18 protein-coding genes are annotated in these 26,471 nt (G+C 66.1%); 11 read left to right on the top strand and 7 right to left on the bottom strand.

Annotation, left to right across the window (positions count from 1 at the left end; genetic code table 11):
- The first annotated feature begins 127 nt into the window (after window positions 1–127).
- Together ACODTW_RS08045 and cheB are read left to right on the top strand one after the other, a co-directional pair.
- Complete coding sequence (locus ACODTW_RS08045) at window positions 128–2,386, top strand: hybrid sensor histidine kinase/response regulator (RefSeq protein WP_488945449.1); 2,259 nt, start codon at window positions 128–130, stop codon at window positions 2,384–2,386.
- Between the two features lie 13 nt (window positions 2,387–2,399).
- Window positions 2,400–3,443, top strand: coding sequence for a chemotaxis-specific protein-glutamate methyltransferase CheB (gene cheB / locus ACODTW_RS08040; protein WP_488945448.1), 1,044 nt, complete (start codon window positions 2,400–2,402; stop codon window positions 3,441–3,443).
- Here cheB and ACODTW_RS08035 read toward each other — a convergent pair.
- Complete coding sequence (locus tag ACODTW_RS08035; RefSeq protein WP_488945447.1) at window positions 3,440–6,343, bottom strand: response regulator; 2,904 nt, start codon at window positions 6,341–6,343, stop codon at window positions 3,440–3,442. The two genes, cheB and ACODTW_RS08035, sit on opposite strands and share 4 nt — an antisense overlap.
- A 393-nt stretch (window positions 6,344–6,736) precedes the next feature.
- Complete coding sequence (locus ACODTW_RS08030) at window positions 6,737–8,365, bottom strand: carboxylesterase/lipase family protein (protein WP_488945446.1); 1,629 nt, start codon at window positions 8,363–8,365, stop codon at window positions 6,737–6,739.
- 135 nt (window positions 8,366–8,500) lie between these two features.
- Here ACODTW_RS08030 and ACODTW_RS08025 point away from each other — a divergent pair, with 135 nt between their 5' ends.
- From ACODTW_RS08025 to ACODTW_RS08015, 3 genes are all read left to right on the top strand, one after another.
- Window positions 8,501–9,151, top strand: a complete 651-nt coding sequence (locus ACODTW_RS08025) for a TMEM175 family protein (protein WP_488945445.1) — start codon at window positions 8,501–8,503, stop codon at window positions 9,149–9,151.
- A gap of 146 nt (window positions 9,152–9,297) precedes the next feature.
- On the top strand, window positions 9,298–10,335 hold the full coding sequence (locus ACODTW_RS08020) for a LacI family DNA-binding transcriptional regulator (RefSeq protein ID WP_488945444.1): 1,038 nt from the start codon (window positions 9,298–9,300) through the stop codon (window positions 10,333–10,335).
- 712 nt (window positions 10,336–11,047) lie between these two features.
- On the top strand, window positions 11,048–12,388 hold the full coding sequence (locus ACODTW_RS08015; RefSeq protein ID WP_488945443.1) for a replication initiation protein: 1,341 nt from the start codon (window positions 11,048–11,050) through the stop codon (window positions 12,386–12,388).
- A gap of 65 nt (window positions 12,389–12,453) precedes the next feature.
- Here ACODTW_RS08015 and ACODTW_RS08010 read toward each other — a convergent pair whose 3' ends face one another.
- The 4 genes from ACODTW_RS08010 to ACODTW_RS07995 all read right to left on the bottom strand — a co-directional run bounded on the left by ACODTW_RS08010 (window position 12,454) and on the right by ACODTW_RS07995 (window position 15,173).
- Window positions 12,454–12,708: a hypothetical protein gene (locus ACODTW_RS08010; RefSeq protein WP_488945442.1), complete on the bottom strand. Its 255-nt coding sequence runs from the start codon at window positions 12,706–12,708 to the stop codon at window positions 12,454–12,456.
- A 170-nt stretch (window positions 12,709–12,878) separates the two neighbouring features.
- Window positions 12,879–13,271 carry a VOC family protein gene (locus tag ACODTW_RS08005; protein WP_488945441.1) on the bottom strand — a complete coding sequence of 131 codons (393 nt, stop codon included), beginning with the start codon at window positions 13,269–13,271 and terminating at the stop codon, window positions 12,879–12,881.
- 17 nt (window positions 13,272–13,288) lie between these two features.
- Complete coding sequence (locus ACODTW_RS08000) at window positions 13,289–14,230, bottom strand: ParB/RepB/Spo0J family partition protein (RefSeq protein ID WP_488945440.1); 942 nt, start codon at window positions 14,228–14,230, stop codon at window positions 13,289–13,291.
- The gene (locus tag ACODTW_RS07995) at window positions 14,223–15,173 is read right to left on the bottom strand and encodes an AAA family ATPase (RefSeq protein WP_488945439.1); all 951 of its coding nucleotides are present in this window, start codon (window positions 15,171–15,173) and stop codon (window positions 14,223–14,225) included. The genes ACODTW_RS08000 and ACODTW_RS07995 overlap by 8 nt, the downstream gene beginning before the upstream one ends.
- Window positions 15,174–15,580: 407 nt before the next feature.
- Between ACODTW_RS07995 and rocD the strand changes: the two genes are divergently transcribed.
- From rocD to ACODTW_RS07975, 4 genes are all read left to right on the top strand, one after another.
- Complete coding sequence (gene rocD, locus ACODTW_RS07990) at window positions 15,581–16,804, top strand: ornithine--oxo-acid transaminase (protein ID WP_488945438.1); 1,224 nt, start codon at window positions 15,581–15,583, stop codon at window positions 16,802–16,804.
- A 39-nt stretch (window positions 16,805–16,843) separates the two neighbouring features.
- Window positions 16,844–17,758 (top strand): arginase, encoded by a 915-nt coding sequence (locus tag ACODTW_RS07985; RefSeq protein WP_488945437.1) that lies wholly within the window; start codon window positions 16,844–16,846, stop codon window positions 17,756–17,758.
- 159 nt (window positions 17,759–17,917) lie between these two features.
- Entirely contained in the window at window positions 17,918–18,397 is a 480-nt protein-coding gene (locus ACODTW_RS07980) for an Lrp/AsnC family transcriptional regulator (protein ID WP_488945436.1), read from the top strand.
- A gap of 251 nt (window positions 18,398–18,648) precedes the next feature.
- A complete protein-coding gene (locus ACODTW_RS07975) occupies window positions 18,649–19,335 on the top strand; it encodes a TorF family putative porin (protein ID WP_488945435.1) in 687 nt (228 codons plus the stop codon).
- Window positions 19,336–19,450: 115 nt separating this feature from the next.
- Here the strand turns inward: ACODTW_RS07975 and ACODTW_RS07970 are convergent, their stop codons facing one another.
- Window positions 19,451–20,782 carry an META domain-containing protein gene (locus ACODTW_RS07970; protein WP_488945434.1) on the bottom strand — a complete coding sequence of 444 codons (1,332 nt, stop codon included), beginning with the start codon at window positions 20,780–20,782 and terminating at the stop codon, window positions 19,451–19,453.
- Window positions 20,783–21,463: 681 nt separating this feature from the next.
- Here ACODTW_RS07970 and ACODTW_RS07965 point away from each other — a divergent pair.
- The gene (locus ACODTW_RS07965; RefSeq protein ID WP_488945433.1) at window positions 21,464–24,256 is read left to right on the top strand and encodes a TonB-dependent receptor; all 2,793 of its coding nucleotides are present in this window, start codon (window positions 21,464–21,466) and stop codon (window positions 24,254–24,256) included.
- A gap of 413 nt (window positions 24,257–24,669) precedes the next feature.
- Window positions 24,670–26,175 (top strand): tryptophan halogenase family protein, encoded by a 1,506-nt coding sequence (locus ACODTW_RS07960; protein WP_488945432.1) that lies wholly within the window; start codon window positions 24,670–24,672, stop codon window positions 26,173–26,175.
- Window positions 26,176–26,471 lie beyond the last annotated feature (296 nt).

Raw genomic sequence — 26,471 nt, 5'->3', positions numbered from 1 at the left:
GGGGCATGTCCAATGGCCCCTGCAGGCCGGCGACCGCCGGCCCGCGCACCCATGTGCGCGCAAGCCAAGGCGGCGGATGCCGCCGCCCGGCGCCTGAGGGAGCACTTATATTCCAAGGGCCCGCATCATGAACAGCAGCCGCCACGAACAGCTTCTGCAACGCCTGCTCGCCATGTTCGTGGTTGAGGCGGAGGAGCATGTCGGCTCGCTGGCCGGCAGCCTGCGGGAGATGGAGGCCGGCGTCACCGACCAGCGCGCCCGCGAGCTGGTGGAAAAGACCTTCCGTGAGGTTCACACGCTGAAGGGCGCCGCCCGCACTGTCAACATGACCCATCTGGTGGCGCTCTGCCACGCCATGGAAAGCCTGCTGGCGCAGGTGAAGCGCGGAGAGCTGGCCCTGGGGCGGTCCGTGGTGGAGGCCCTGTCACGCGGCTTCACGGCGCTCTGCCGCATGGTGCCCAATGCGCAGAACGGCGACAGCCCGCCGCCCGTGCCGGGTCTGGACGCGCTGATCGGTCTGCTGGAAGGGGTGGGGCGCGGCCTGCCCCTGCCCGACCTCTCGCCCCCGCCGGCACCCGAACCCCTCGCCCCTGTGCCGGTGGTGGCACCGCTCCCGCCCGTGCTGCCGGTGCGGGAGCACGCGCCCCCCGCGCCAGCGCCAGCCCCCGCGCCGGTGCGCGCAGCCCCGCGCCAGACGCTGCGCGTCGCCATCGACCGGCTGGATTTCCTGCTGCATCAGGCCGAAGACCTGATCACGGCCAAGCTGTCGGGGGCAGAAAGGGTGGCGGAGATCCGCGCCATCACCGCCGGACTGGCGGAGCGCACGCGCGGCCGCCAGCGGCTGGACGCCGATCAGCATACCGATCATGACGCCCAGACCCTGGCCTGGGTGGGGCAGCGCCTGTCGCGGCTGGCCCTGGCCGCCGATCAGGATGCCCGTGGTCTGGCCAAGGGCGTGGACAGCCTGCTGTCGGGCACCAAGCAGGTGCTGATGCTGCCCGCCGCCACGCTGCTGGAACCCGTGGCCCAGGATATCCGCGAACTGGCCCGCACCCAGGGCAAGGATGTGGCCCTGACCCTGTCGGGCCAGGATCTGGAACTGGACCGGCGGGTGCAGGAGGAATTGCGTCAGGCGCTGCTGCATCTGGCGCGCAACACCATCGATCATGGGGTGGAGCGCCCGTCGGAACGGCTTTCCGCCGGCAAGCCGCCGCGCGCCCAGGTGTCGCTGACCGTCACCCAGCGCGATGGCGGCCGGGCGGAAATCGCCATCGCCGATGACGGGCGCGGCATGGATCTGGCCCGGCTGGTGGAGCAGGCCGTGGACCAGGGCCTGCTGGGCGTGGAGGATGGCCAGCACCTGACGCCGGAGCAGATGATGGCGCTGGCCTTCCAGTCCGGCCTGTCCACCAGCCGCAGCGTGACCGACATTTCCGGCCGCGGCCTGGGACTCGCCATTGTGCAGGAGGTGGTGGAACGGCTGGGCGGCACGGTGTCGGTGGAATCCACGCCGGGACAGGGCACCTGTTTCCGGTTGCTGCTGCCGGTGACGCTGGCCTCCTTCCGGGTGGTGATGACCGATGTCGGCGGGCGCTGCTTTGCCATGCCCACCAACCGCATCGACCGCGTGGGCCGCGTGGCCAGCCGCGACGTGCAGTCTGTGGAAGGGCGGGAGATGCTGCGCCTGGACGGCAAGCCGCTGGCGCTGGTGCGGCTGTCGGACCTGCTGCGCCTGCCGGCCGCCACGCTGCCCGCCGGCGATCACCGCACCTATGTCGTACTGGCCGCCGCCGGCCAGCGTCTGGCCGTGGAGGTAGACCATGTGCAGGGCGAAAGCGAGATCCTGATGAAGCCGCTGGCCTGGCCGCTGACGCAGGTGCCGGGCGTGTCCGGGGCGGTCGCCCTGCCGTCGGGCCGGCTGGGCTTCGTGCTGAATGTGCATGATCTGCTGCGCACGGCCCTGCGACCCGACTTCCAGGCCCGCGCAGCGCGACCGGTCACGATTTCGGCCGGAAATGAGGGCCGGAAATCCATCCTGATCGCCGAAGACAGCATCACGGCCCGCACCTTGTTCAAGCATGTGCTGGAAGCGGCGGGCTTCCGTGTGCGCACCTGCGTGGACGGGCTGGAGGCGTGGAACGTGCTGGCCGGGGAAACCTTCGACCTGGTCGTGTCGGACGTGGAGATGCCGCGTATGAGCGGGTTCGATCTGACCGCCCGCATCCGCCAGGATGCGCGCACGGCCGATATCCCCGTCATCCTGATCACCTCGCTGGAAACGCGGGAGGACAAGGAGCGCGGCGCCGATGTCGGGGCCAGCGCCTATATCGTCAAGAAAAGCTTCGACCAGAGCGATCTTCTCGACATTATCGGCCGGCTGATCTGAGGGGGCTGCGTCTGTGATCAATGTGCTTGTCGCCGAGGACAGCCCCACCATCCGCGCCTTCCTGACCGCCATCCTGGAATGCGAACCCGATATCCGGGTCATCGGTGCCGTCGCCGACGGTTTGGCGGCGGTGGAGGCGGCGCGCCGCCTGCGGCCCGATGTGGTGACCATGGATATCCACATGCCGGGCCTGGACGGGTTCGCCGCCACGCGGGAGATCATGGAGACGGCTCCCGTCCCCATCGTCATCGTCAGCGGCGCCGTGCAGGACGAGATGGCGGCCACCTTCAAGGCGGTCGAAGCCGGCGCTCTGGCCTTTGTGCGCCGGCCCGCCGGCCTGGGCGATGACCGGCATGAAGCCGAGGCGGCGGCCCTGGTCACTTCCGTGCGGCTGATGTCAGAGGTGAAGGTGGTGCGGCGCTGGAAGCGGCCGCCGGCCATCACGGACCGCGTGGCCCCCCCGCCGCCGGCTCCGCCCGCCCTGCCGGGGCCAGGGCCGGCCCTGGTGGCCATCGGCGCCTCCACGGGCGGCCCGCTGGCCCTGCAGGCCATCCTGGCGGCCCTGCCGGCCGATTTTCCCCTGCCCATCCTGGTGGTGCAGCATATTGCCCAGGGCTTCGTGCAGGGCTATGCCGACTGGCTGGGCACCGGCAGCGCCCTGCCCGTGGCCGTGGCCGTGCATGGGCAGCAGCCGCTGCCGGGCCATGTCTATGTGGCGCCGGACGACCGGCACCTGCTGCTGGACGCCCAGGGACGCCTCCGGCTGGAGGCGGGCCCGCCCGAAGCCGGCCTGCGTCCGGCCGTGGGCGCCCTGTTCCGCAGCGTCGCGGACCATGTCGGCCGCCGCGCCGTGGGCGTGCTGCTGTCGGGCATGGGGTCGGACGGGTCGGACGAGCTGTGCCGCCTGCGCACGCTGGGGGCCGTCACCATCGCCCAGGACGCGGCCAGTTCCGTGGTCCATGGCATGCCCGGGGTGGCCATCGATCGCGGCGGTGCCTGCTTCGTCCTGCCCCCGGTGGAGATCGCGGCCAAGCTGACGGCCCTGGTGCGGGCCTAAACTTCCCCCTTCAGCGCCGCTTCCAGCCGGGCCCAGGTCTCCGGCGCCTCGCGCAGCAGCTGCACCGTCAGCAGGTCCAGGCCCGTGCGGTCATCGGCGCGGATGGCCTCTTCGATTGTGCGGCAAAGCGTGACCAGTCGGTGGCAGCCGAAGCCGCCCGACGTGCTGATCAGGTCATGCACCTCCCGACCCAGCATGGCCAGGTCGCCGGCTGCGTGGGCCTGGGCGACCTTCTCCAGCCGCTCATGCGAGCGGGCAAGGAACTGGTTCAGCAGGCCTTCGAACGCATCCACCCCCATCAGCTGCTGAAGCTGTCGACCGGGTTCCATATCCAGCGCCGGCGTCTCCCGTGTCGCCACGGCCATGTCGGCGGCCACAGTGCGTGACCGGTTCACCCAGGATTTGACCTTGACCAGGAATTCCTGATGGTCGACGGGCTTGGAGATGTAATCATCCATGCCGGCGGCACGGTAGGTCTCCTCCACCCCGGCCATGGCATTGGCGGTCATGGCGATGATGGGGATGGCGCCCTTGGCGCCGGGCAGGGCGCGGATGCGGCGGGTGGCTTCCAGCCCGTCCACCACGGGCATCTGCACATCCATCAGCACCAGATCGAAATCGGCATTCTCCAGCGCCTCCACGGCCTCCCCGCCATGGTTGGCGACGGTGACGCTGTGCCCGGCGGCCGTCAGCATGTGCAGGGCCACCTGCTGGTTCACGTAATTATCCTCGGCCAGCAGGATGCGGGCGCCGGCGGTGGGCACCGGGCCGTCGGCGGGCGGGCAGTCCGGCTGGCAGGGCGTGCCATCCTCCGGGGCCACGCCCAGGGCGGTCAGCAGTTCCCGGCGCAGCACGGGCTTTTCTAGGGTGGCATCGATGCCGGGCGGCGGGTTGTTCACCCCCGTCATGGCGCGCAGCATGATCAGCCGGGCCTGCGGCAGCCGGGCGCGCAGCCGCGCCGGCAGGTCCAGATCGGGATTGGCCGCCAGTTCCATGTCCAGCAGCACGAAATCCGGGTGCAGCCGGCCCTGATTCAACAGGGCCAGGGCCGCGTCCGCATCCTCCGCCGTCACGGCCAGGCCGATGCGGCTCAGCTCACGCGCCAGCGGCCCGCGCACCATGTCCTCCGGCGCCATGACCAGGGCCTGGCGACCGCGCAGTGCAGCGGGCGGTGCCACCCCCGTCCCCCCGGCCGCAGCCTTCATATGGGCCGTGAACCAGAAGGTCGATCCGGCCCCGATCGTGCTGTCCACGCCGATGCGCCCGCCCAGCAGGCCGATCGTTTCCCGGCAGATGGCCAGCCCCAGCCCCGTGCCGCCGAAACGGCGGCTGACGGAACTGTCGGCCTGCATGAACTTCTCGAACAGCCGGCCCACGGCATCGGGCGGGATGCCGATGCCGGTATCGATGACCTGCACATGCAGGGTCAGCGCCGCATCGGCCCCTTCATGCACGGCCACCGACACGGTGACGCCGCCCTTGTTGGTGAATTTGATGGCATTGCCGACAAGGTTCAGCACCACCTGGCGCAGGCGCAGCGGGTCGCTGAGGGCGTGGCGATGGGCGGACGGGTCCAGGTCCAGCACCAGCTCGATCCCATGCTCGGCCGCCTTGGGCGCCATCAGCAGCACCGTCTCCTCGAACAGGCCGGCAATGTCGAACTCGATCTCCTCCAGCGTGACCTGGTTGGCCTCCAGCTTGGAGATATCCAGAATGTCGTTCAGCAGGCTCAGCAGCAGCTTGGCCGACGATCCCACCAGTTCGGCCGAATGCCGCTGTTCGGGCGTCAGCGCCGTGGTCAGCAGCAACGCGTTCATGCCGATGATGCCGTTCATCGGCGTGCGCAGCTCATGGCTCATATTGGCCAGGAATTCCGACTTGGCGCGGCTGGCGGCCTCGGCCTGGTCCTTGGCGCGGGTCAGTTCCACCTGGGTCTGGGTCAGGCGCGCATTGGTCTCGGCCAGCTCGCGGTTGGACCGTTCCAGGGCTTCCACCAGCGAGGCGCGGGCGGCGGCGACCCGCATCTCCTCCCGCGCCCGCTCCAGCTCCTGCTCCTTGCGGCGGAACTCCATGGAAATGCGCAGATTTTCCTCATGCAGCAGCTTGCGCCGCAACAGGGCGCGGATGCGCGCCTTGATGATCTCTATGTCATTGGATTTGGTGACGTAATCGTCGGCCCCGGCCTCCAGCCCGCGCATCAGGTCGGCCTTGCTGTCGCTGGCCGTCAGCATGACGATCTGGAACAGCTCCTCCCGCCGCCGCCGCACGGCATCCAGCCGCGCGCACAGCTCGACCCCGTCGATCTCCGGCATGTGCAGGTCGACGATGACACAGTCGAAGCTTTCCCGTTCGGCCCGGTCCAGGGCGTCCAGGCCCGAATCCAGCGCCTCCACCTCATGCCCTTCCTCTTCCAGCAAGGCCCGCAGGAATTCCAGGAAGGTGGGGCTGTCATCGACGATCATCAGACGGCAGCGGCGCAGCGCCTGCGTCGTCACATGGATATCGCCGCGTTCGGGCGGGGCCGCACGGCGCAGCAGCGCGTTGATGCGGGTCAGCAGCACATCGCGGTCGGCCGATTTGGGCACATAGGCGTCGGCGCCGCTCTCGATGCCTTTGAACTCCGCCTCCTGCGTCACCTCGTCGGTCAGCATGATGGCGGGCAGATGGTGGGTGCGGGCGTTCAGCCGCACGCGGCGGATGAACTCATCCCCGCTCATCCGCGGCAGATGGTAATCGACCAGCAGCAGATCGGGCAGGATGCCGTTCAGATGGTCCAGCGCGGCTTCCGCGGTCGGGCAGACATCCGCCGTCCAGCCCTGCGCCGCCAGGATGATCTCCATCTGCAGCGCCTGGGTCGGCGAATCCTCCACGATCAACAGATGTGGCGCGTCAATGCTCATCTGGTCCCTCTGCCCCGCCCGTCGACCACCGGTAAAGCGGTGCCTGACGGGCATTTTTTGTTTTTTAAGGGCTTCCCGGACAGGTTCCTACCATTAATTGCCCATGGCCGCCATCAGCCGTCCTGCCGAGTGCGGATGGTCAGAGGACGTGGGGGCTCGAAGGAGAACCGCCATGGTCCTCTCCACCGTCACCCCGGCGCCGGCCGGAGCCCAGAATGCAGCGCGCCTTGCTTCCCGAACTTGGCGCCCGGTGCCGGCGCGTAGGCGCTACGTTAGGGATTCTCACCTACCCTGCCTTCCCCGCTTGCGCGGGGAAGGCAGGTTCGTGCAACGGCTAACTTAGCGCCCATGGGCGTGACGCCGGGGAGGATGCTTCAACGTAAACTCCCCCCCTCACGTTCCGAACTGCGTGAAGGGCACACGCGCGAAAAGGCGGCGTTCCGCCCCGCGCGGATCATCGGCCAGCCGGCATTGATCATCCAGCAGCAGCGTCTGCCGGCGGTCCAGGCCATAGGGCTCCCAGCGCGGCAGGCCGGCATGGTTGGGGTCGCCATGCCGGGCCAGCGCGATGAAGGCATCCGACAGCCGGTCGGCCAGTGCCTGCGCCGCCGGCCCATCGCCTGACAGGCTGCCGGGCTGGGCGATATTGTCGAAGGCCAGCGGGATGTCCAGCATGTGCGGGGCCCGCCATTTGCCGCCCTCCAGCGGCGAGCGCCAGTCCAGCTGATAGGCCCAGGTGGGGGCGGCCCCCGCCGGCTGCTTCGCCCGCGCCTCCAGCTCCTCCACCGCCCCGCGCCAGGACCGGCCGGCCGTGGTGGCGGCGAAAAACACGTCCGACGGGCTGTAATCGGGGTACAGGCGGCGATATTCGGCAATGACCGTTTCGGGGGCGATATCAACGCGCATGGCCGGGAACAGCTTGTCGGGCAGCGCCTCCCAGGTCAGGTCGAAGGCGGAGGCATCGCCGCCGCCGATCAGGTTGCGCGTCTCGTCATGGGTATTGCCGATGATCATGGGGATCTGGGCCGACTGCGCCGGCGCATCGGGGAAGAAGGGATGGCGCGGCAGGTTGCGGTCATCGACCACGGGCCCGGCATAGACCCCGCCCGATCCGGCAACGGGGTCGGTCGCCTTCAACCCGGCCAGCAATGCCGCCACGGGCAGGCGGGACGCCGCCTCCGCCCCCGCCCGGTCGGCCGTCAGCCCGATCTTCTCCAGCACCGCCCTGGCCCGCGCCGTGGCGTTGCGCGGGCCGCCCGCCGTCACCTGCTGCCCGCTCATGGTCGCGACCTTGTGGAACAGGCCCCGGGCGGCCGGCATGGCCATCAGCGTGGCGATCTTGGCCCCGCCGCCCGACTGGCCGAACAGCATGACATTGCCGGGATCGCCGCCAAAGGCCGCGATATTGTCGCGCACCCAGGTCAGCGCCAGGATCAGGTCCAGCTGGCCCGCATTGCCGCTGTCGGCAAAGCGCGGATCGTCCAGCCCGCCCAGGCGGGCCAGATAGAGATATCCGAACAGGTTCAGCCGGTGGTTCAGGGTCACCACCACCACATCGCCGCGCCGGGCCAGCCGCGCCCCGTCATAAAGCGGGGCGCTGCCCGACCCGCTGGCATAGGCTCCGCCATGGATATAGACCATGACCGGCCGCTTGCCCCCGTTTCCCGCCCCCTCGCCCAGGCCGGGTGTCCAGACATTCAGGAACAGGCAATCTTCGGCCTGGTCCGGCTCCTTGCCCCCTTGCGGGCTGGCAGCACCATAGGCAACGGCCTCGGCAATATCTTTCCAGGGCACGGGCGGCAGCGGCGCCATGAACCGGCGCGGGGCCGTGTCGGCGCCATAGCGGATGCCCTTGAAGGCATGGATGCCCGTCGCCAGCGTCTGCCCGCGCACGCGGCCCGCCAGGGTGCGCACCACCGGCCCCTTGCCCGGCCGCGGAGCCGCCAGCGCCGGCCCCGCCGCCAGCAGCAATCCCGATCCCGTCAACAGCAGCGACCGCCGCGACATCATCCCGGTGCGCATTTCCGTTCCCCGTCTGACCCTTGTTTCTTGCGACCGGAGAGTAATTGATACCGGTGTCAATGCCAAGGCGGATGCATCTTGCCGGTCCGCACCGGATGACGGACAATCCGTTAACCATCAGGCGGGAGGGGCGGGATGTCGGGTGTGAAGGAGGAGCCGGGATCGGGCCGGCTGGACAATTTTGTTGATGCGGCCTTCGCCTTTTCCCTGTCCCTGCTGGTCATTGCTGAGGCGCGCAGCGATTTCGGCTTTGCCGATCTGCTGGCGGCCCTGTGGCGGCTGCCCATCTTTGCCGGCGGCTTCGCGCTGATCGCCACCTTCTGGTGGGCACATGTCTCCTGGCGGCGGGCCGGCGGGCGCAATGATCGGCTGTCGACCCTGCTCAGCCTGGCGCTGGTCTTTGTCGTCATGGTCTATGTCTACCCCACCCGTGTCATGCTGATGACTTTCGCCGCCCTGCTGAAGGGTGAACAGGTCCTGCGGGCGGGGGATGCAGCCCAGCTATTCACCCTCTACGGTGTGGGTTTCTCCCTGATGGCGGGTTTGATCACGGGGCTGATCTGGCACGGGCTGCGCGTCGGCCATCTGGCGGCGGGCCAGGCCAGCCATGCCGTGGTCTGGTGCGTGATGACGGCCAGCGGGCTTCTATCCGTCATCCTGGCCCAGTTCGCGGCCACCCTGCCCTTTGCGCCCTGGACCTATACGGCGCTGCCCCTTGCTATCCCGCTGGCCCTGCGGCTGCAAAAATGGTGGGTTGCGGGGTCCGCCGACACGGCTACTGGCTGACACGGGGGACAGTCCGGACAGGACAGTTCCACCGTCCTTTCATCTGTCTGTTACAGACAACGTTGTCATAATCCGGACCCTGTGTTAAACCTGACAGGGAAGGATGGCCGGCAGAGCCATCGGGCCCAGCGCCAAGGGAGTGAAGCTTGTCCGAGACGCAGCTTTCCAGCGTCGTGCCGATGCCGCGTGCCGCCACGATCTTCGACGTGGCCCGCCGGGCGGGTGTGTCCACCAAGACCGTGTCGCGGGTGCTGAACAATGAAGGGCGGGTGGCGGATGATACGCTGGCGCGCGTGCAGGCGGCTGTGGCGGCGCTGGATTACCGGCCCAACCCCAACGCGCGCAGTCTGGCGGGCCGCCGCTCCTATCTGCTGGGCCTGTTCTATGACAACCCGTCCAGCAACTACATGGCCGATATCAAGGCCGGGGCCATCCGCCGCTGTCAGGAACGCGGATATCACCTGCTGACGGAACCGTGTGATGCTGCCGACCCGCATCTGCCGCGTCTGATGGTGGGTGTGGCGGCGCGCTTCCGGCTGGATGGGCTGATCCTGACCCCGCCGCTGGTGGATCGGGATGATGTGCTGGCCGCCCTGGCGGCCGCCCGCGTGCCCGTGGTGCGCATTGCGCCGCGTACGGCCCCCGACCGCACGGCCCAGGTGCGCATGGATGACGAGGCCGCGGCGCGGCTGGTGGCAGACCATCTGGTAGCCCTTGGCCATCGTCGCCTGGGCATGATCCTGGGCCATCCTGACCATGGTGCGGCCGAGCTGCGCCGTCAGGGCTTCCTGGATGCCGTGGCGGCCCATGGGCTGCATCTGGACCCGCGCCATATGGTTCCGGGCGATTTCAGCTTCCCTGGCGGCTTTGTGGCGGCAGAGGCGCTGCTGGCCCTGCCCGACCGGCCTACGGCGATTTTCGCGGGCAATGACGACATGGCGGTGGCCACGGTGGCGGCGGCCAATAAACATGGGCTGCAGGTGCCGCGCGACCTGTCGGTCATCGGCTTTGACGACAGCCCCATTGCACGGGTGATCTGGCCGCCTTTGACCACCATCCGCCAGCCCACCATGTCCATGGCGGCGGCGGCGGTCGATCTGCTGGTCGGTGACGGTGCGCAGACACGGCATCTGGGGTTTGAACTGGTGGTCCGGCAATCGACGGGGCCGGTGCCGCCGGTTTGATCCGGCGGTGAATGGCCCTTTCCTTCCCCTCTTGCCTCAAATTACCCTCAACCCCCTGTTCGATAGATTCAATCCTTTCAGGATTCACTGTTCAGGGCGTCTTTTTAGCCGTTGGATCAATGGGTTGACCCCCCTTGCTGTGCCATGGGACAAGGCTTTCTGTGCCATGGCTTACGAGTCCTTGTGCCGGATCGACCGGCTTTGTGTGCCGCAAGGCCCGGCTTCATGGGACGGATCGCACGGGGCTGGTCTCAACCCTGTGCCAGATTGCACGGGTGTCCCCAGGCGGTCATTCTATATCAAGCACTTGGCTGTACCAATCGGCGCTTTCTGTGCCGGATTGCACGGGTCCGCGCGGGCCGGCATAGGCCCTGAATCCGCCGTCCGGCATGCTGTGCCGGATTGCACGGGGCCGTTCTTCACGCTATGCCGGATCTCACGGGTGGGGGCAGTCGGCCCGATTCCGGGGTGATTCCAGGCGTTCCGCGGTGGATTCGTCATTCTGTGCCTTATCTCACGGTTGCGTGACCGCATGACACTTGTCACTGTGCCGGAACGCACGGGTGGGAATCGGAGATTTTGGTCCTTTCTGTGCCATCTCGCACGGCCCCGATGATTCCCGCTTGATCCTGTGCCCCCATGATGGTGCTCTGTCACAGTGACACGGCTCACAGGCTCTTTGGCACTTGAACGTGCCTTGTCGGGGGATGGTATGGCGGCCCAGGGAAATGCGGTGAAGGCGGACATGGTCCGGCCGCGGACCAGCGGCAATGTCCTGGACCTGTCGACCGACCCCACCCTGCCCAAGCCCCGCACCCAGATCGAGGTGATGGAGACAGGCAACGGCCTGACCCTGGCGGACCGCAAGCTTTTCAATGTCTTGCTGGCCTATAGCTGGGACAAGCTGGCCGATGCCGACGCGCCCCTGCCGCCGTTCCGTGCCTCCACGGCCGATCTGCGCCGGGCCATCGGCGATGATACGGAAAGCAACAATGTCCGCCTGCGCCAGTCCTTCGACCGGCTGATGCAGACCCTGGTGCGCTTCCCGTACTGGAGCGAGGCCGACCAGCAATTGAAGGAAGGCGGCTCGCCGCTGTTGGCCTTCCGGGCCCTGCCGCGTGGATCGGGCTTTGCGGAATGGGAATTTCCGCCAAAGCTGCGGCCGCTGCTGGCCAAGCCCGGCGCCTGGGCCCGCATCCATCTGGCCATCTGCGCGCAATTCTCCTCCAAATACTCCCTGGCGCTTTATGAGCTGTTGAGTCTTAGGGTCAATTTGCGGGAACCGCGCTGGGATGTGGCGCTGGACGATCTGCGCGACAGTCTGGGCTGTGCCGACAAGATGCCCAATTATGCGCATTTCCAGCGCCGCGTGCTGGACCCGGCGGTCAGCGAGATCAACGAGCTGTCGGGCCTGATGATCTCCTATCAGGAGATCCGGTCCAACGGGCGTGGGCGCAAGGTGGAAAAGCTGCTGTTCGATGTGAAGAAGAAGTCGAACAGCGATCTGGTCGCCACGGCCCGCATGACCGAATTTGCCAAGGCCCCTGTGGGCCGCGCCACCCCCGCCAACAGCAGCCGCGACCAGGACACCCCCGATCTTGAGGATGGCCGCACCGACCGTGAACGCGGTCCCGCCGGCACGCTGGGACTGATCCAGCGCGTGTCCCTGGCCGTGATTGAGGAGCTGGTGGCGCTCTACCCGGATGTGGACATGCAGGCCGCCATCTTCAGCTGGGCCGAATGGGCCATGCGCCAGAAGGAACCGTGCCGCAACCCCTCGGCCGCCTTCCGCGCCTGGCTGGAAAAGCTGCACCCCACCGCGTCGGGCCCGGTCCGCCTGACCCCCGAAGGGTCGGAACCCCCTGCCCTGTCGCCGACGGCCCTGCGCGCCCAGCAATGGCTGACGGGCGAACCCTATGCCGTGCGTGCCAAATGGTTCCGCAAGGCCCAGACCCTGGGCGCGCCGGAAATGCGGGCCGCCACCGCCCCGGAAAACATCGCCCGCTGGGTGTCCCTGGTCGCGGATGAGGTGGTAAAGGGTCTGCGGGGCTAAGGGCTTGTCAGGATTATGTTGGAGGTCCCTTGCAACGCAGGCCAAAAGAAGCTTCCGCGTTTATATCAAGTCTTTGTGACGTTCAGAAATCGGGCAAGATCTGGTCGACCGCTATATTCAGCCAGGCTTCTGGCCCTTTCTTCTACATTTTCACTTTCACGTCCATTTTTGATACCAAGAGGAACGTTGTGGAAAATATGTGCCACAATTCTACATTCATCCAGTGAATTGGATGCTCTTATGTGAACAAGAGCCAGATGTAAGGCTTCGAGAAGTGAAGAATATTTTTTGATATCAATCATATTTGGCTCGTTGTCCATTTTCGGATTCCTATCAATGTCAGTCCGGAAAGCTACAGTGCATTTCCAATGCCTTGTCCTTTTCCCGCCTGCGCGTGAATGATGGCTATATGGCTGGAAGAACGGACGACGCCACAGACGGACTCCCCTGCTGTCAGGGGGCAGCCCATGTCGTCCGATCACGCCCCCCTTCAATCCCCCTCATGACAGCAGACGCACAGCTTGTTGCCGTCGGGATCGCGGACATAGGCCCCGTAATATTTGGTATGGTATTGGGGGCGCAGGCCGGGCGGCCCCTCATCCGTGCCGCCATGGGCCAGCGCCGCTTCATAAAACAGGTCCACAGCCGCCCGTGACGGGGCCAGCAGCGCCGTCATCTGCCCATTGCCTGCCGCGTGCGGCTCTCCGTCAAACGGCGCCCCGATCAGGAACAGCGGCCTTTCCTGCCCGGCCGGCTGCCACCCCGCCCAGGGCCGGCTTTCATCGACAAAGCGTTGCCGCCAGCCCAGCAGCGGCAGCACGGCGCTGTAGAAGGTCAGGGCACGGCCGAAATCATGGGTGCCCATATGCACATGCGACAGCATCGCCCCCTCCCCTGCCCTTACCCGGCCAGCAGCGTCTCCAGCTGCTGGGCATAGCCCGCCAGCCGGGCTTTCAGCGCCTCCAGCTTGGCTCGCTCATCGGCGCGCAGCTTGGCGACACCCTTGTCGGCCACGGCCTCGATCCCGGCCGACAGCCCCTCTTCCAGCTTGGGCAGGCTGGCGATGAACTTCTTTGCTGTGACATTTCTCACGGGTGCCTTGGCTGGGGCCGGCTCGGCGGCGCGTTGCAGGCGGGCGCGGTAATCGCGGGCCTCCCGCGCCGTCAGCCCATCCTTCTTGACCTTGAGCCATAGGCTCAATTGGTCAACTTCCTCCATGCGCGCCAGTTCCAGCAGCACGGCCTTGGGCAGGTCATTGTGTGACGTCACACATTCGCCACGGATGGTCGGGTGCAGCTTCAACAGGGTCAGGGTGGTGTTGACCTCTGTGCGCGACCGGCCCAGCAGGTCGCCCACCGCTTCCTGATTATACTCATGCGTCTCGATCAGGCGGCGGATGCCCTCGGCCTCTTCCACCGGCGACAGGTCGACGCGCTGCAAATTCTCGATCAGGGCGATCTGATCGGTATTGGCATCGGTGGGCAGGATATGGGCCATGATCTTGGTCAGGCCGGCCATGCCCGCCGCCCGCCAGCGCCGCTCACCCGCCACCAGCAGGAAGCGCTTGGGCTCCGTCGGGTGGGCCTGCACCAGGATGGGCGACAGCTGCCCCACCTCGCGCAGGGAGAAGGCCAGCGCCTGCAGCTCCTCCGCGTCGAAATGCCGACGCGGCTGGTGCGGGTTGGGCTCCACATCGGTCAGGCGCAGCAGCACCGTATCGCGCAAACCTTCGGCCGTGCCGAAGATCAGGTCGGCACCCGGCCGTTCCAGGCTTTCGCCGATGGACTTGGCCACGGGCTGCTGGGCGCTGGTCCCGCCCGGCTTGCGCCAGTTCTTAACCATTGACGATCTCCTGCGCCAGGGTGCGGTACACGCCGATCGGGTGGTTCTTGGGCAGCATCTTCAGCGGCACGGCCCCGGCATAGGTCGCCTGGTCGATCTCCGTCGACCTTGCCACGGGCGGGAAGATGCGGGCCTTGTCGCCCAGGCTTTCCTGCAGGTCCGACAGCACCTGCTGCTCCACCGCGAAATTGCGGTTGAACATGGTGGGCAGCACGCCCAGCACCTTCAGGCTGGGATTCTGCCGCCGCTGGATCTTCGATACCGTGTCGAAGATCAGCGGGATGCCGCGCACGTCATAGCGGCTGGCCTTGGTCGGGATCAGCAGATAATCGGCCGCGATCAGGGCGGTGACGGTGATCAGCGCCAGTTCGGGCGGGCAGTCGATGACGATATAATCATATTCGCGCAGCACCTCCGACAGCTTCTCGCGCAGCACATAGCGCCCGTCATCGGGGTCCAGCAGGATCTTGATCTGCGCCTCGGCCAGGGCGATCGTGCAGGGCAGCAGATCATAGCCGTCGCATTTGACGATGGCGTCATGGATGTCGGTCTGCCCGAACAGCACATCCTCCAGCCCGCCCTTGCGGTCCTGCACCTCCAGCGGGTCGATACCGGACCCTTCGGTGGCCGTGGCCTGCTGGTCGGCATCGACGACCAGCACCTTCTTGCTCAGCTCGCCCAGGGCATAGCCCAGGTTCAGGGTCGTGGTGGTCTTGCCCACTCCGCCCTTCTGGTTGGCCACGGCGATGATGCAGGCCGTACGCTGGCTGGCGGCGGCCAGGAATTCCGCCACGCGCACGGGCAGGCGCTCCGCACCGGATTCCCAGCGGCTGATGGTGGCATTGTCATATTTGCGACCCAGCTTGGCATTGACCCAAGCGGCAAAGGCGGCCTGGCTTTCGCCACGGCGTTCACGGAATTGGCGCAGTTCATCGGGGGTCATGGCACCGGTCCATGGGAGGAATTTGAGGCATTGAGAATTGGCTCAAATCCCGGCCGGCGTCAATGGAAAGCTGCGATTTTGCCATGATGCGGGCAATTGCGCGCCGACCGGCATCCTCGCGCACATGCGCCCCCGCAATAAAGTGCCGGACTGCCGCCCATGCGGCCCTGTGTGACGTCACACAGTCGGCGTTACTGTGCCGGATCGCACGCCCCCAAATCCGTCTCGGCCGGCCGCCTGTGTGACGTCACACACCGGCTTCGGCTGCAGCGCTGGCACCCTGGGCCCCGGTCCTGTCGCCGGGCCACCCATGTTCAGCCGTTTCGGCTGTCCCGCCCTGGCATGCTGGTTCCAGCAGCGAACGATGCCGCCGGCACAGGACCGGCACCAAGCGGAGGGAAGCCACCATGGATATGCGAGCCACGATCGGCGCCGATGCCATCGCCGTGGAAAGGCAATGGTGCGCACGCAATTACAAGCCGCTGCCCGTCGTCATCGCCCGCGCCCAGGGCGTGTGGATGTGGGATGCCGATGGTCACCGCTATCTGGACATGATGAGCGCCTATTCCGCCGTCAATGTCGGTCATGCCCATCCGCGCATCCTGCGGGCGCTGAGCGCACAGGCGGCGCGCGTCGCTGTCATCTCGCGTGCCTTCCACAGCGACCAGCTGGGCCCGTTCCTGGCCCGTCTGTGCGCGCTGACCGGGCTGGATGGCGCCTGCCCCATGAATACCGGCGCCGAAGCGGTGGAGACGGCGATCAAGGCCGCCCGCCGCTGGGGCTACAAGGTCAAGGGCATCGAGGAGGGAAGGGCCGAGATTCTGGTGGCGGAGGGCAACTTCCACGGCCGCACCACCACCATTGTCGGCTTCTCGTCGGAGCCTGCCTATCGCGATGGCTTCGGCCCCTTCGCCCCCGGTTTCCGGCTGGTGCCCTATGGCGATGCCGATGCCATGGAAGCGGCCATCACCCCCGATACGGCCGCCATTCTGGTGGAACCGATCCAGGGGGAGGCCGGCATCGTGGTGCCGCCGGTGGGATATCTGCGGCGGCTGCGGCAGATCTGTGACCGCCACAATGTCCTGCTGATCCTGGACGAGATCCAGTCGGGCCTGGGCCGCACCGGCCGCTGGTTCGCGCATCAGCATGAAGGCATCCGCCCCGATGGTCTGTGCCTGGGCAAGGCCCTGGGCGGCGGGGTACTGCCCGTGTCGGCCTTTGTGGCGCGGCGCGATGTCATCGATATGTTCGTGCCGGGCAATCACGGCTCCACCTTCGGCGGCAATCCGCTGGCCGCTGCCGTCGGTCTGGCGGCGCTGGATGTGATCGCCGATGAAGGGCTGGTGGAACGCTCGGCCGAGCTGGGTGCCCACATGATGGCCCGCCTGCGCGGCCTGAACAGCCCGGCCATCACCGCCGTGCGCGGGCAGGGCCTGTGGGTGGGGGTGGAGATCGATCCCGCCATCGCCACGGCCCGGCATGTCTGTGAATTGCTGATGGGGCAGGGGGTCCTGTCGAAGGAGACGCATGACACGGTCATCCGCTTCGCCCCGCCGCTGGTCATCACGCGTGAAGAATTGGACTGGGCCATTGACCGTTTCGCGGCGGTTCTGGTCGGCCTGACCGCCTGATCCAACCCGATGAACGACATACAGAAGAAAGAGAATGCAATGAGCGGCTGGTACGGCTTCATCGGGGTGCCCACGGATGTCGGCAATGTCGCCTGTGGTGCGGCAGAGGGGCCGGCGGCCCTGCGCGCCCATGGCCTGCCGCGCCGCATGGGGCTGGTCGACCGGGGTGATGTGCAGGGCCCCGCCTATGATGGCACCCGCGACGCCACGGGCAGCCGCAGCGTGAAGGAAACGGCCTCCTGGTGTGCCGGCGTGCGCGATGCCGTGGCCGGAATCTTCGCCGATGGCGGCTTCCCCATCATGGCGGGGGGGGACCATGCCATGGCCCTGGGCTCCATCGCTGCGGCGGCGGCCCATGCCCGCGCCGCGCGCCAGCCGCTTTACGTGCTCTGGTTCGATGCGCATCCGGATTTCAACACGCCGGAAACCTCGCCGTCCGGCAACACCCATGGCTATCCGGCGGCGGCGGCCTGCGGCATCGGCCATCCCTCCCTGCTGAAGGTGGGGGCCTTCACGCCGCTGCTGCGGCCCGACCGGCTGGTGCAGTTCGGCATCCGCGACATTGATGCGGGCGAGCGGGCGAACCTGCAGCGCTCCGGCATCGAATTCCACGAAATGGATTATGTGCGCGAACGCGGCCTGGCCGCCCTGGTGGCGCATACGGTCAGCCGTATTCAGGCGGCGGGCGGCGGTCATATCCATGTCAGCTTCGATATCGATGCGCTGGACCCGTCCGTGGCGCCGGGCGTGGGCACGCCCGTTCCGGGTGGCCTGACCCTGCCGGAATGTGTGGCGGCCCTGCGCGTCCTGGGCCAGTCCGGCTTGGTGCAATCACTGGATGTGGTCGAATATGCCGCGACCCAGGATGAAGGTGCCGCCACGGCCGTGGTGGTGGAACAGCTGCTGGCCGGCTTCATGGCCGGACAGGCGCAGGAACGGGCGCTGGTGGCGTAACGCTTCACCCCGATAAGCGACGGTTCCGGTAATGTCGGGGTTCGGCTTTGCCGCACCCCGACCGATGCCGACGGGCCATCAATCACAATCTCATGCCCTTGGTATAAAGCGGCCGGGCCTGCTAGGGTTGAACAATCCCGCCACCATCCAGATCGCCCCATGCGCCGCCGCCTTGATCAGATCGACCTGCGTATCCTGGCCGAACTTCAGGCCGATGGCCGCATCACCAACCAGGCCCTGTCGGAACGGGTGGGGCTGTCGGCGCGGCCCTGCCTGGACCGGGTGCGCCGGCTGGAACGGGAAGGGCTGATCCTGCGCTATCAGGCGGTGCTGGATGTACGCAAGCTGCAAAGCTGTATCACCGTCCTGGCCCAGATCGCCCTGGAACATCACGGCCGCCACGGGCGGCAGCTGTTCGAACGAAGGCTGGCCAATACGCCGGAAGTCATCGAATGTTTCGAGGTCAGCGGTGAATTCGACTATATCGCCAAGCTGATCTGTCCCGACGTCGATGCCTATCAGGAACTGACCCAGGGCTGGATCGATGATACCGAACTGGGCGTCAGCCGGGTGACCAGCAATATCGTCCTGCGCCCTGTGCGCGACCAGGCGCCCGTGCCGCTGTTCGAGCGGGAGTAAGACCAATCTGCCGGATGGCGGCGCCGGCGATTGAGGGGCTGGAAATATTGACCATCGGTCAAGATCTCCAGCCGCTGGTATAATCGCGCCGCCGCCCTTGTATTGATAGTGATTATCAATTCGGTCTATTCTGCCGTTATATCCCAATGAACTGTGTATTCGTGCCAGCGACTTTGGTCATTTACGCCGGTCCTTCCACGGGACACCGCTAAAATGCGGTTCTGGCGTAATAAGAAAAAAGGTTGTGGCGGATGGCACGGTTGCGGGCATTTTCCCTGGCGCTGCTGGCGGCATTGTGGACGGCTCCGGCCTTGGCGGATGTCGAGGCGTCGGTCGGTCTGGTCAGCGATTATGTCAACAAGGGCATTTCCGACTCCGATGGCCACGCCGCCTTTCAGGGCTCCGTCACCTGGATGCATGGCACAGGCTTCTTCCTGGGCCTGGACGGCACCACGGTCGATTACAATGACGGCACCGATGCCGAACTGGCCTTCAGCGGCGGCTATCAGTGGCAATGGGACGACGTGACCCTGGCTGCGGGCATCACCCGCACCCATTATACCGGCGCGCCCAAGGGGGCGGGGCTGGATCTGTGGGAATTCGGCCTGACGGGTCACTGGGACATGGGTGAGACCCAAGGAGAGGCCGAATTCGTCTACAGCCCCGATGATGGCGGGGCAGGGGACGCGCTGTATCAGCGTCTGGCCCTGACGGTGCCGCTGGTCGACCGCGTCTCCATCACCCCGCATATTGCCCATCAATGGTATCAGAGGAAGGATGTGGGCGGCCCCGCCTACTGGCATTACGGTGCCGACCTTTCCTATGACTGGGACCCCGCCACCTTTGGCGTGGCCTTCACCGACACCAGCCTGGACCACGAGGCCGGCTGCCTGTGCGGTGCCCGTGTGTCGGCCTATGTGACGGTGACGTTCCAGTAAGCGGGGCAGAATTTTAGCGCTGGTCGGGTTTACGCTGGAACATCCACCACCATCACTTCGCGAAGTGGGGAGAGGGAGGGTGAGCGAAAGCCCGCTGATCCCACACCCCAGCTTCTCAATGCCCTTCCACCCGCCGCAGCCTGATTTCCGCGTCGCCCGTGCCCGTCAGGACCAGGGCGCCATCCTCCCCGATCGTGTGGCGCTGCACGCCACGCAGTGCCATCAGGAAGGTCTGCTCGGTCTGCATCAGCTCGCGTGGGCAGGCCATCATGGTGCTGGCCCCCGTGCGGCTGGCGATGGTCAGGCCGGTAATATCGGCGCGATAGCGGGCGATATAGCGGTTGCAGCCGGAACTGCCCACGACATCGCCATTGGGCATGAACCGCATGCTCAGTTCGGCTCCTGCCGGCGTTGGCGATCCCGACAGCGCCTCCACCCGCCAGCTTCCCTGCTGCAGAACGCTGGCCGGTGCGCCACCACAGCCTTGCAGAACCTGATCCCCGCGTTCCAGCGTCACCTTGTCGGGCAGCGGCACGGATGTGCGTTCATCCAGGCAGATACCGGGGTTGATGGTCACCCTCAAAGGGTCGTCGCCCAGGCGGGTGACATAGCGATAGCCATCGGCCAGCAATTGCCGCTCGGGCAAGGAAAACCGCGCCACTTCCGACGTTCCTGTGCCAAATCTCACGAGGTCGACATACCCCTCCTCCAGGCGCAGCGTCCAGGCGGGGCCATAGCCGCGCGCCTCATAGACGGGGCCGTCCGCGCCGTTGGTGTCGGTTTCAATGCATTCCGGATCCGCCCGTCCGTCGATGGTCAGGCGGGCGTTGCGGCCCTTGTTCCAGAATTCGATCGACTGCCCGCCGATTGTCCCGGTGAAGCGCGCACCGGAGGCGGCCAGGGCCTGCGGCAGGAAGCCGGTGCCGCCATCATAGTCCAGGTCGACGCCCTCATCGTGGAAGCGGGCGATGACCTGCCGCTCCCCGCACTGGAAGATGCTGCGGTCGGCCGGCACATCGGCAGCGGCGGCCGGCCCCGCCGCCGGGGCCCGCGTCAGCCACAGCGTGCCCAGATTGGCCAGGCTTTCGTCCGGATCGATGATATGGGCGCTCTGGATCGACCAGAGCGGCCGTCCCTGGCCGTCATGGATGATGGCACGCAGGGCATAGCGCACGCCTTGCTTCAGGCGGCCGGCGGCGGCTGTCAGCCGGAAGCGCAGGGGAACCTGCTGCCCGGCCAGATCGATGCGGCTGCGGGCCAGCGTGGGGGCGTCGGGGCCGGCGTCGGCCCCCTGTTCGCTCAAGGTGACCAGAAGGGTGGCGCCCACGGGCAGGGCCACGCGCTCACGGTAGGTCAGTTCGCCGATGATGGTGACCAGTGGCCGCGCGGCCGTCACGTTGTCGGTGCCGGCGCCGATGGCTGGATGGACCAGCAGCAGCCCCGTCATCAGGCAGCCCATAACCCGCCATGCCCGCATGCGTGCTCCTCTGCTCCCGGTACCACCGACGATGTTCCGCCGACGATGTCGCCTCGTCGGGCGGGCCCCGATCATGCCGTCACCCTGGCCCGTCTGCCAGCCGGAAATGCAGCTTCCGGGCGGCGATGTGCGCCCGCCGAAACATTCCGGACATGGCGCCGCTTGGGCTTTGTAACTGAATACGTATGCGTCGCAATGCAATAACCTTCTGCATACGTATTTTCGGCCTCTCTGTTTGGGGGGTTTGAAACTAAATTCGGGGAATGCAGCGAAGCCGACATGTTCCGTAACCGGGCGCCCATGAAGCAAATGGTGTGTTACCCGGAACGGTAAGGGTGCCGACACCTGATCGCGTCCTGTTCCCCGAATAATAAGGGGCGGACGATAAAGAAAAAGGTGCGGGGTTTGTCGCTGCGGGTGAGAGGAAGTCGTCGCGTCCGCTTGTTATGGTTGTTGCGTGTTCGGACAATTCGAAACGGAGCCGGTGCCTTGGATGGTGCCGGGCCATGGGAAACTGTTGCGTTTTGTCCGGGCGAAAGTCGCTCGCGGTTTGAAGTTTCAATCTGCGCCCCGGTCCGGGGTCAACAAAAAACAATGGCGTCGCTGACGCAACGTCGATGGGGAGTGAGAGGAATGTCCAAGGTTCATCCAATGCGTTTCGCGTTGCTGGCGACGGTCGCCGGTGCCGCCATGTTGCATGCCGGCGCCGCTGTCGCCGCTGACGCCGAGGGCAGCATCGTTGCCCAGCGTGGCGAGACCCAGGTGGCCCAGGCAGCCCCCGCCGCGGCAGCCCCTGCCGGTGGCGATGTGCTGGAGGAGATCGTCGTCTCCGGCTTCCGGCAGTCTTTGCAGGCGTCGATCGAGCAGAAGCGCAACGCCACCCAGATCGTGGAAGTGATTACGGCGGAGGATATCGGCAAGCTGCCCGATAACTCCATCGCGGAATCGATCGCCCGCCTGCCCGGTCTGGCCGCACAGCGCGTCGATGGCCGCGCCTCGGTCATCTCCTTGCGCGGTCTGGGCCCTGACTTCACCACCACGCTGCTGAATGGCCGCGAACAGGTGTCGACGGGCAATAACCGCGGCGTGGAATTCGACCAGTATCCGGCCGAAATTTCGTCGGGCGTCGCCGTCTACAAGACCTCGCAGGCCGACGTGATCGGTCAGGGCCTGGCCGGCACAGTCAATCTGAAGACCATCCGTCCGCTGGATTACAAGGACCGCGTGATCGCCGTTTCGGCCCGCACGGAATATGTCACCAACGGCAAGCTGAACAGCGACAGCAAGGAACTCGGCTACCGCTTCTCCGGCACCTATGTCGACAAGTTCGCCAACGATACGCTGGGCCTGTCGGTGGGCGTGTCGCACCTGAATCAGCCCACCCAGATCAAGTTCGCCCGCTACTGGGGTGACGGCAATTATCCGGGCAACGGCTCGGCGACCGAGCCCTACGTCGTCGGCGGTGCGGAAATCCGCGCCAATTCCGAGACGCTGAAGCGTACCGGCGTCGTCGCCACCTTGCAGTACGAGCCGACGGACAATTTCAAGTCCACGGCCGACTTCTACTATTCCAAGTTCAACGACGTGCAGTATCAGCGCGGCGTGGAAATCCCGCTGTTCTGGTCGTCGGCGGCGCTGGCCAGCCCGACCGTGCAGAACGGCCTGGTCACCGCCGGCACCTTCAACAATGTGAAGACCGTCGGCCGCAGCGACCTGCGTGAAACCCATGCCGAGCTGTATTCGGCGGGCTGGAACGGCGAATATACCAAGGATGAATGGACGGTCACGGCTGACTTTGGCTACAGCTCCGCCGACCGCAAGTCGTCGCGCTTCGAGGCCTATTACGGCACCGACCGCGCCGGCTCCGGCGCGCTGGACAGCATGGGCTTCACCTCCAATCCGGGGGATTTCGGCTGGCAGTTCACCCACAAGCTGAACTATGCCGATGCGTCGCTGATGAAGCTGACCGATCCGGGTGGGTGGTCGGGCGGTTCCATCCCCTATGACCAGAACGGCTATCTGAACACGCCGACGGTCAATGACGAGCTGTATTCGGCCCGCCTGGATGTGAAGCGCGAGATCGAGTCCAAGGCGATCAGTGCCTTGACCGTCGGCGGCAACTATTCCGACCGCAGCAAGGATTACAGCCAGCCCGAGTGGTACATCGTCACCACCGAGAACTTCAAGAACAAGGGCAATCAGCGCTCCATCGCCATCCCGTCCAGCTATATCCTGGACCCGACGGATCTCAGCTTTGTCGGCCTGGGCAACACCATGGCCTTCGACCCGCGTGATCTGCTGGCCGATGGCATCTACACGCTGGTCAAGTGCCCGCGCGCCAACTGCACCAACGATCTGGCCTACACGATCGACGAGAAGGTCTGGACCGGCTTTGTCCGTGCGGACCTGGATGCGGAACTGGGTTCGGTTCGCCTGACCGGTAATGTCGGTGCCCAGTATGTGCACACCGACCAGAGCTCGACCGCGCCTGCCATCGCTGGCACTTCGTTCAAGATCTATACGACCGGCATCAAGTACAACAACTTCCTGCCGAGCATGAACCTGATCTTCACGATGCCGAACGAGGATCACAAGATCCGCTTCGCGGCCGCCCGTCAGATGGCGCGCGCCCGTCCGGACCAGCTCTCGGGTCTGTCGACCTACAGCTTCGATCCGAAGCTGGCCCTGAACACCGACATTCAGTTCTCGCCCTGGCATGCCGGCGGTGAAAATAACGGTAACCCGACGCTGAAGCCCTGGCTGGCGAACTCGGTCGACCTGACCTACGAATGGTATTTCGCCAAGGCCGGCAACTTCGCCGTCAACACGTTCTACAAGGACCTGAAGACCTACATCTACAAGGACATCACGGTCATGGACTTCACCGGGTTCGATACCGGTGGCGTCACGCCGAAGCTGTGGCAGGGCTATTCCGAGCGTCCGGTCAATGGCGATGGCGGTTCGATCAAGGGCTTCGAAGTGGCCCTGTCCCTGCCGTTCGACCTGTTCAGCGAGAAGCTGGACGGTTTCGGCGCCACGGGTAATTTCGGCTACACCGACACCTCGATCCAGCCCGACCCGTCGCAGCCGGCCCAGCCGATCCCGGGCTATTCCAAGTACACGGCCCAGGGCACGGTCTATTACGACAAGGACGGTTTCCAGGCCCGTCTGTCGGCCACCTACCGCTCGAAGTTCCTGGCGGAAGTCACCGGTTTCGGCCAGGGCCGCGCGCTGCGCATGGCCAAGGGCGAGACGGTCATGGACGGCCAGATTTCCTACGAGTTCCAGGAAGGTTCCACGCTCCAGGGCATGACCATCATGCTCCAGGGCTACAACCTGACGAACGAGCCCTTCTCCACCTACGGCAAGGGCGACGAGCGTCTGGTCGAGCGCTTCGAGGATTACGGCTCCCGCTATCTGCTGGGCGTCTCCTACAAGTTCTGATGCCTCCTCCCTCTGCCCCCGCCGGTTCGCCGGCGGGGGTTTTTGTTGGGGGAGACCGTCACCGCCATGCCGGGGGCTGTCTTGAGGCGGAATGTGCCTCACGACCGTCATTCCGGCGAAGGCCATGGGCGCTAAGTTAAGCTGTGGGCACGTCGTTTTCCGCCCCCTCCACCGTCACCCCGGCGCAGGCCGGGGTCCAGCGTGAGGCGCGGTTAGCGCCGATATGAGTCTTATCGCGGCAGACGCCGCTCTACGCCTGGACCCCGGCTTTCGCCGGGGTGACGGGAAGAGAGGGCCGCAGCATGGGTGACGGTAGAGAATGCTTCAGCCTAAACCCGGCCGACGGCGAATTCGCCCCTGACCGGCGCAACAATACCCTATTCTTCTCCCCAAGGGCGTAACCGGGGGACCCCATGCAGAAACCCATTCGTACCATCGTGATCGTGGGCGGCGGCACGTCCGGCTGGATGAGTGCGGCAGCACTCGCCCGTGTGCTGGGCAAGACCCACAAGATCCAGCTGATCGAGTCCGAGGAGATCGGCACGGTCGGGGTGGGAGAGGCGACGATCCCGCCGATCGCCACCTTCAATCAGGTGCTGGGCATCGACGAGGATGATTTCCTGCGTCACACCCAGGGCACGATCAAGATGGGGATCGAGTTCCAGAACTGGCTGCGGCCGGGGCATCGCTACATGCATGCTTTCGGGTCCGTGGGCCGGCCACTGGGCCTGACCCATTTCCATCATTTCTGGCTGCGCGCCCATGCGCTGGGCCTGGATGATGACTGGGAACACTATGTGCTGAACACCCAGGCGGCCCGTGCCCTGCGCTTCACGCGGGCCGGCGGGCCCCGGCGCACGCCGCTGGACCCCATCACCCACGCCTTCCATTTCGATGCCAGCCTCTATGCCGCCTATCTGCGCCGCTATGCCACCGATCGCGGCGTCGTGCGTACGGAGGGCAAGATCGCCCGCACCGTGCTGAACGCGCTTAACGGCCATGTCGACGCGGTGGAGATGGAAAATGGCAGCCGCATCGCGGGCGACCTGTTCATCGATTGCTCCGGTTTTCGCGGCCTGTTGATTGAACAGGCGCTGGGCACGGGGTTTGAGGATTGGTCGCACTGGCTGCCCTGCGATCGCGCCTGGGCCGTGCCCTGTGCCAATGGCGGCGAATTCACCCCCTATACCCGCTCCACGGCCCATACGGCCGGCTGGCAATGGCGCATCCCGTTGCAGCACCGCATCGGCAACGGCCATGTCTATGCCAGCCGCTATATGGGCGATGATGAGGCGGCGTCGATCCTGCTGGCCAATCTGGATGGCGAAGCCCAGGCCGACCCGCGCCAGTTGCGTTTCACCGCCGGGCGGCGGAAAAAGATGTGGAACCGCAATGTCGTGGCCATCGGGCTTTCCAGCGGCTTCCTGGAACCGCTGGAAAGCACCTCCATCCATCTGGTGCAGTCGGCCATTTCGCGCCTGCTGATGATGCTGCCCAACGGGTCCATCGACGCGGTGGAGGTGGATGAATTCAACGCCCGCTCCCGCCTGGAATATGAGCGCATCCGCGACTTTATCATCCTGCATTACAAGGCGACGGAGCGCGAAGACAGCCCCTTCTGGCGCGACTGCAAGCATATGTCGATCCCCGACGAGTTGGCCCGCCGCATGGAGTATTTCCGCTCCCACGGCCGCGTGTCGCGCCTTTATGACGAGTTGTTCCTGGAGGTCAGCTGGGTTCAGGTGTTCTTAGGACAAGGCGTCATGCCCCGGTCCTTCCACCCGTCGGCCGAACAGCTGAGCGAGGCGGAACTGAAGGAATTCCTGGGCGAGATCAAGGCGATGATTGCGCATGAGATGGCGGTGCTGCCGACCCATGCCGATTTCATCGCCCGCAACTGCGCGGCCCGGCCGGTGTGACCCGCATGACACTGAGTTTGTCAGATGCAGATTGAGTCACCCTTTTCCCGTCATCCCGGCGCAAGCCGGGACCCAGGGGCCAAGCGCCCGACCTTCCGACAGCTTTGATCGACGCTGCGCTGAGGGTTGATCCTGTGGCTCCTGGGTCCCGGCTTGCGCCGGGATGACGGGAAAGAATGTTTCAACCTGAGCCTGACATCCCCCAAACCCGGCGGCTCCCATCCGCCGGGCTGGACCCGGCCGGAAGCCGGGTCTCTTGCTCCCTCAAGGGAACTGCCCGGCCGGCGGGGCGCCCC

It is taken from the genome of Niveispirillum sp. FG148 (assembly GCF_057809655.1).
Note: the sequence above shows the minus strand (reverse complement) of the source record. Positions and strands in the feature narration are given on the sequence as shown.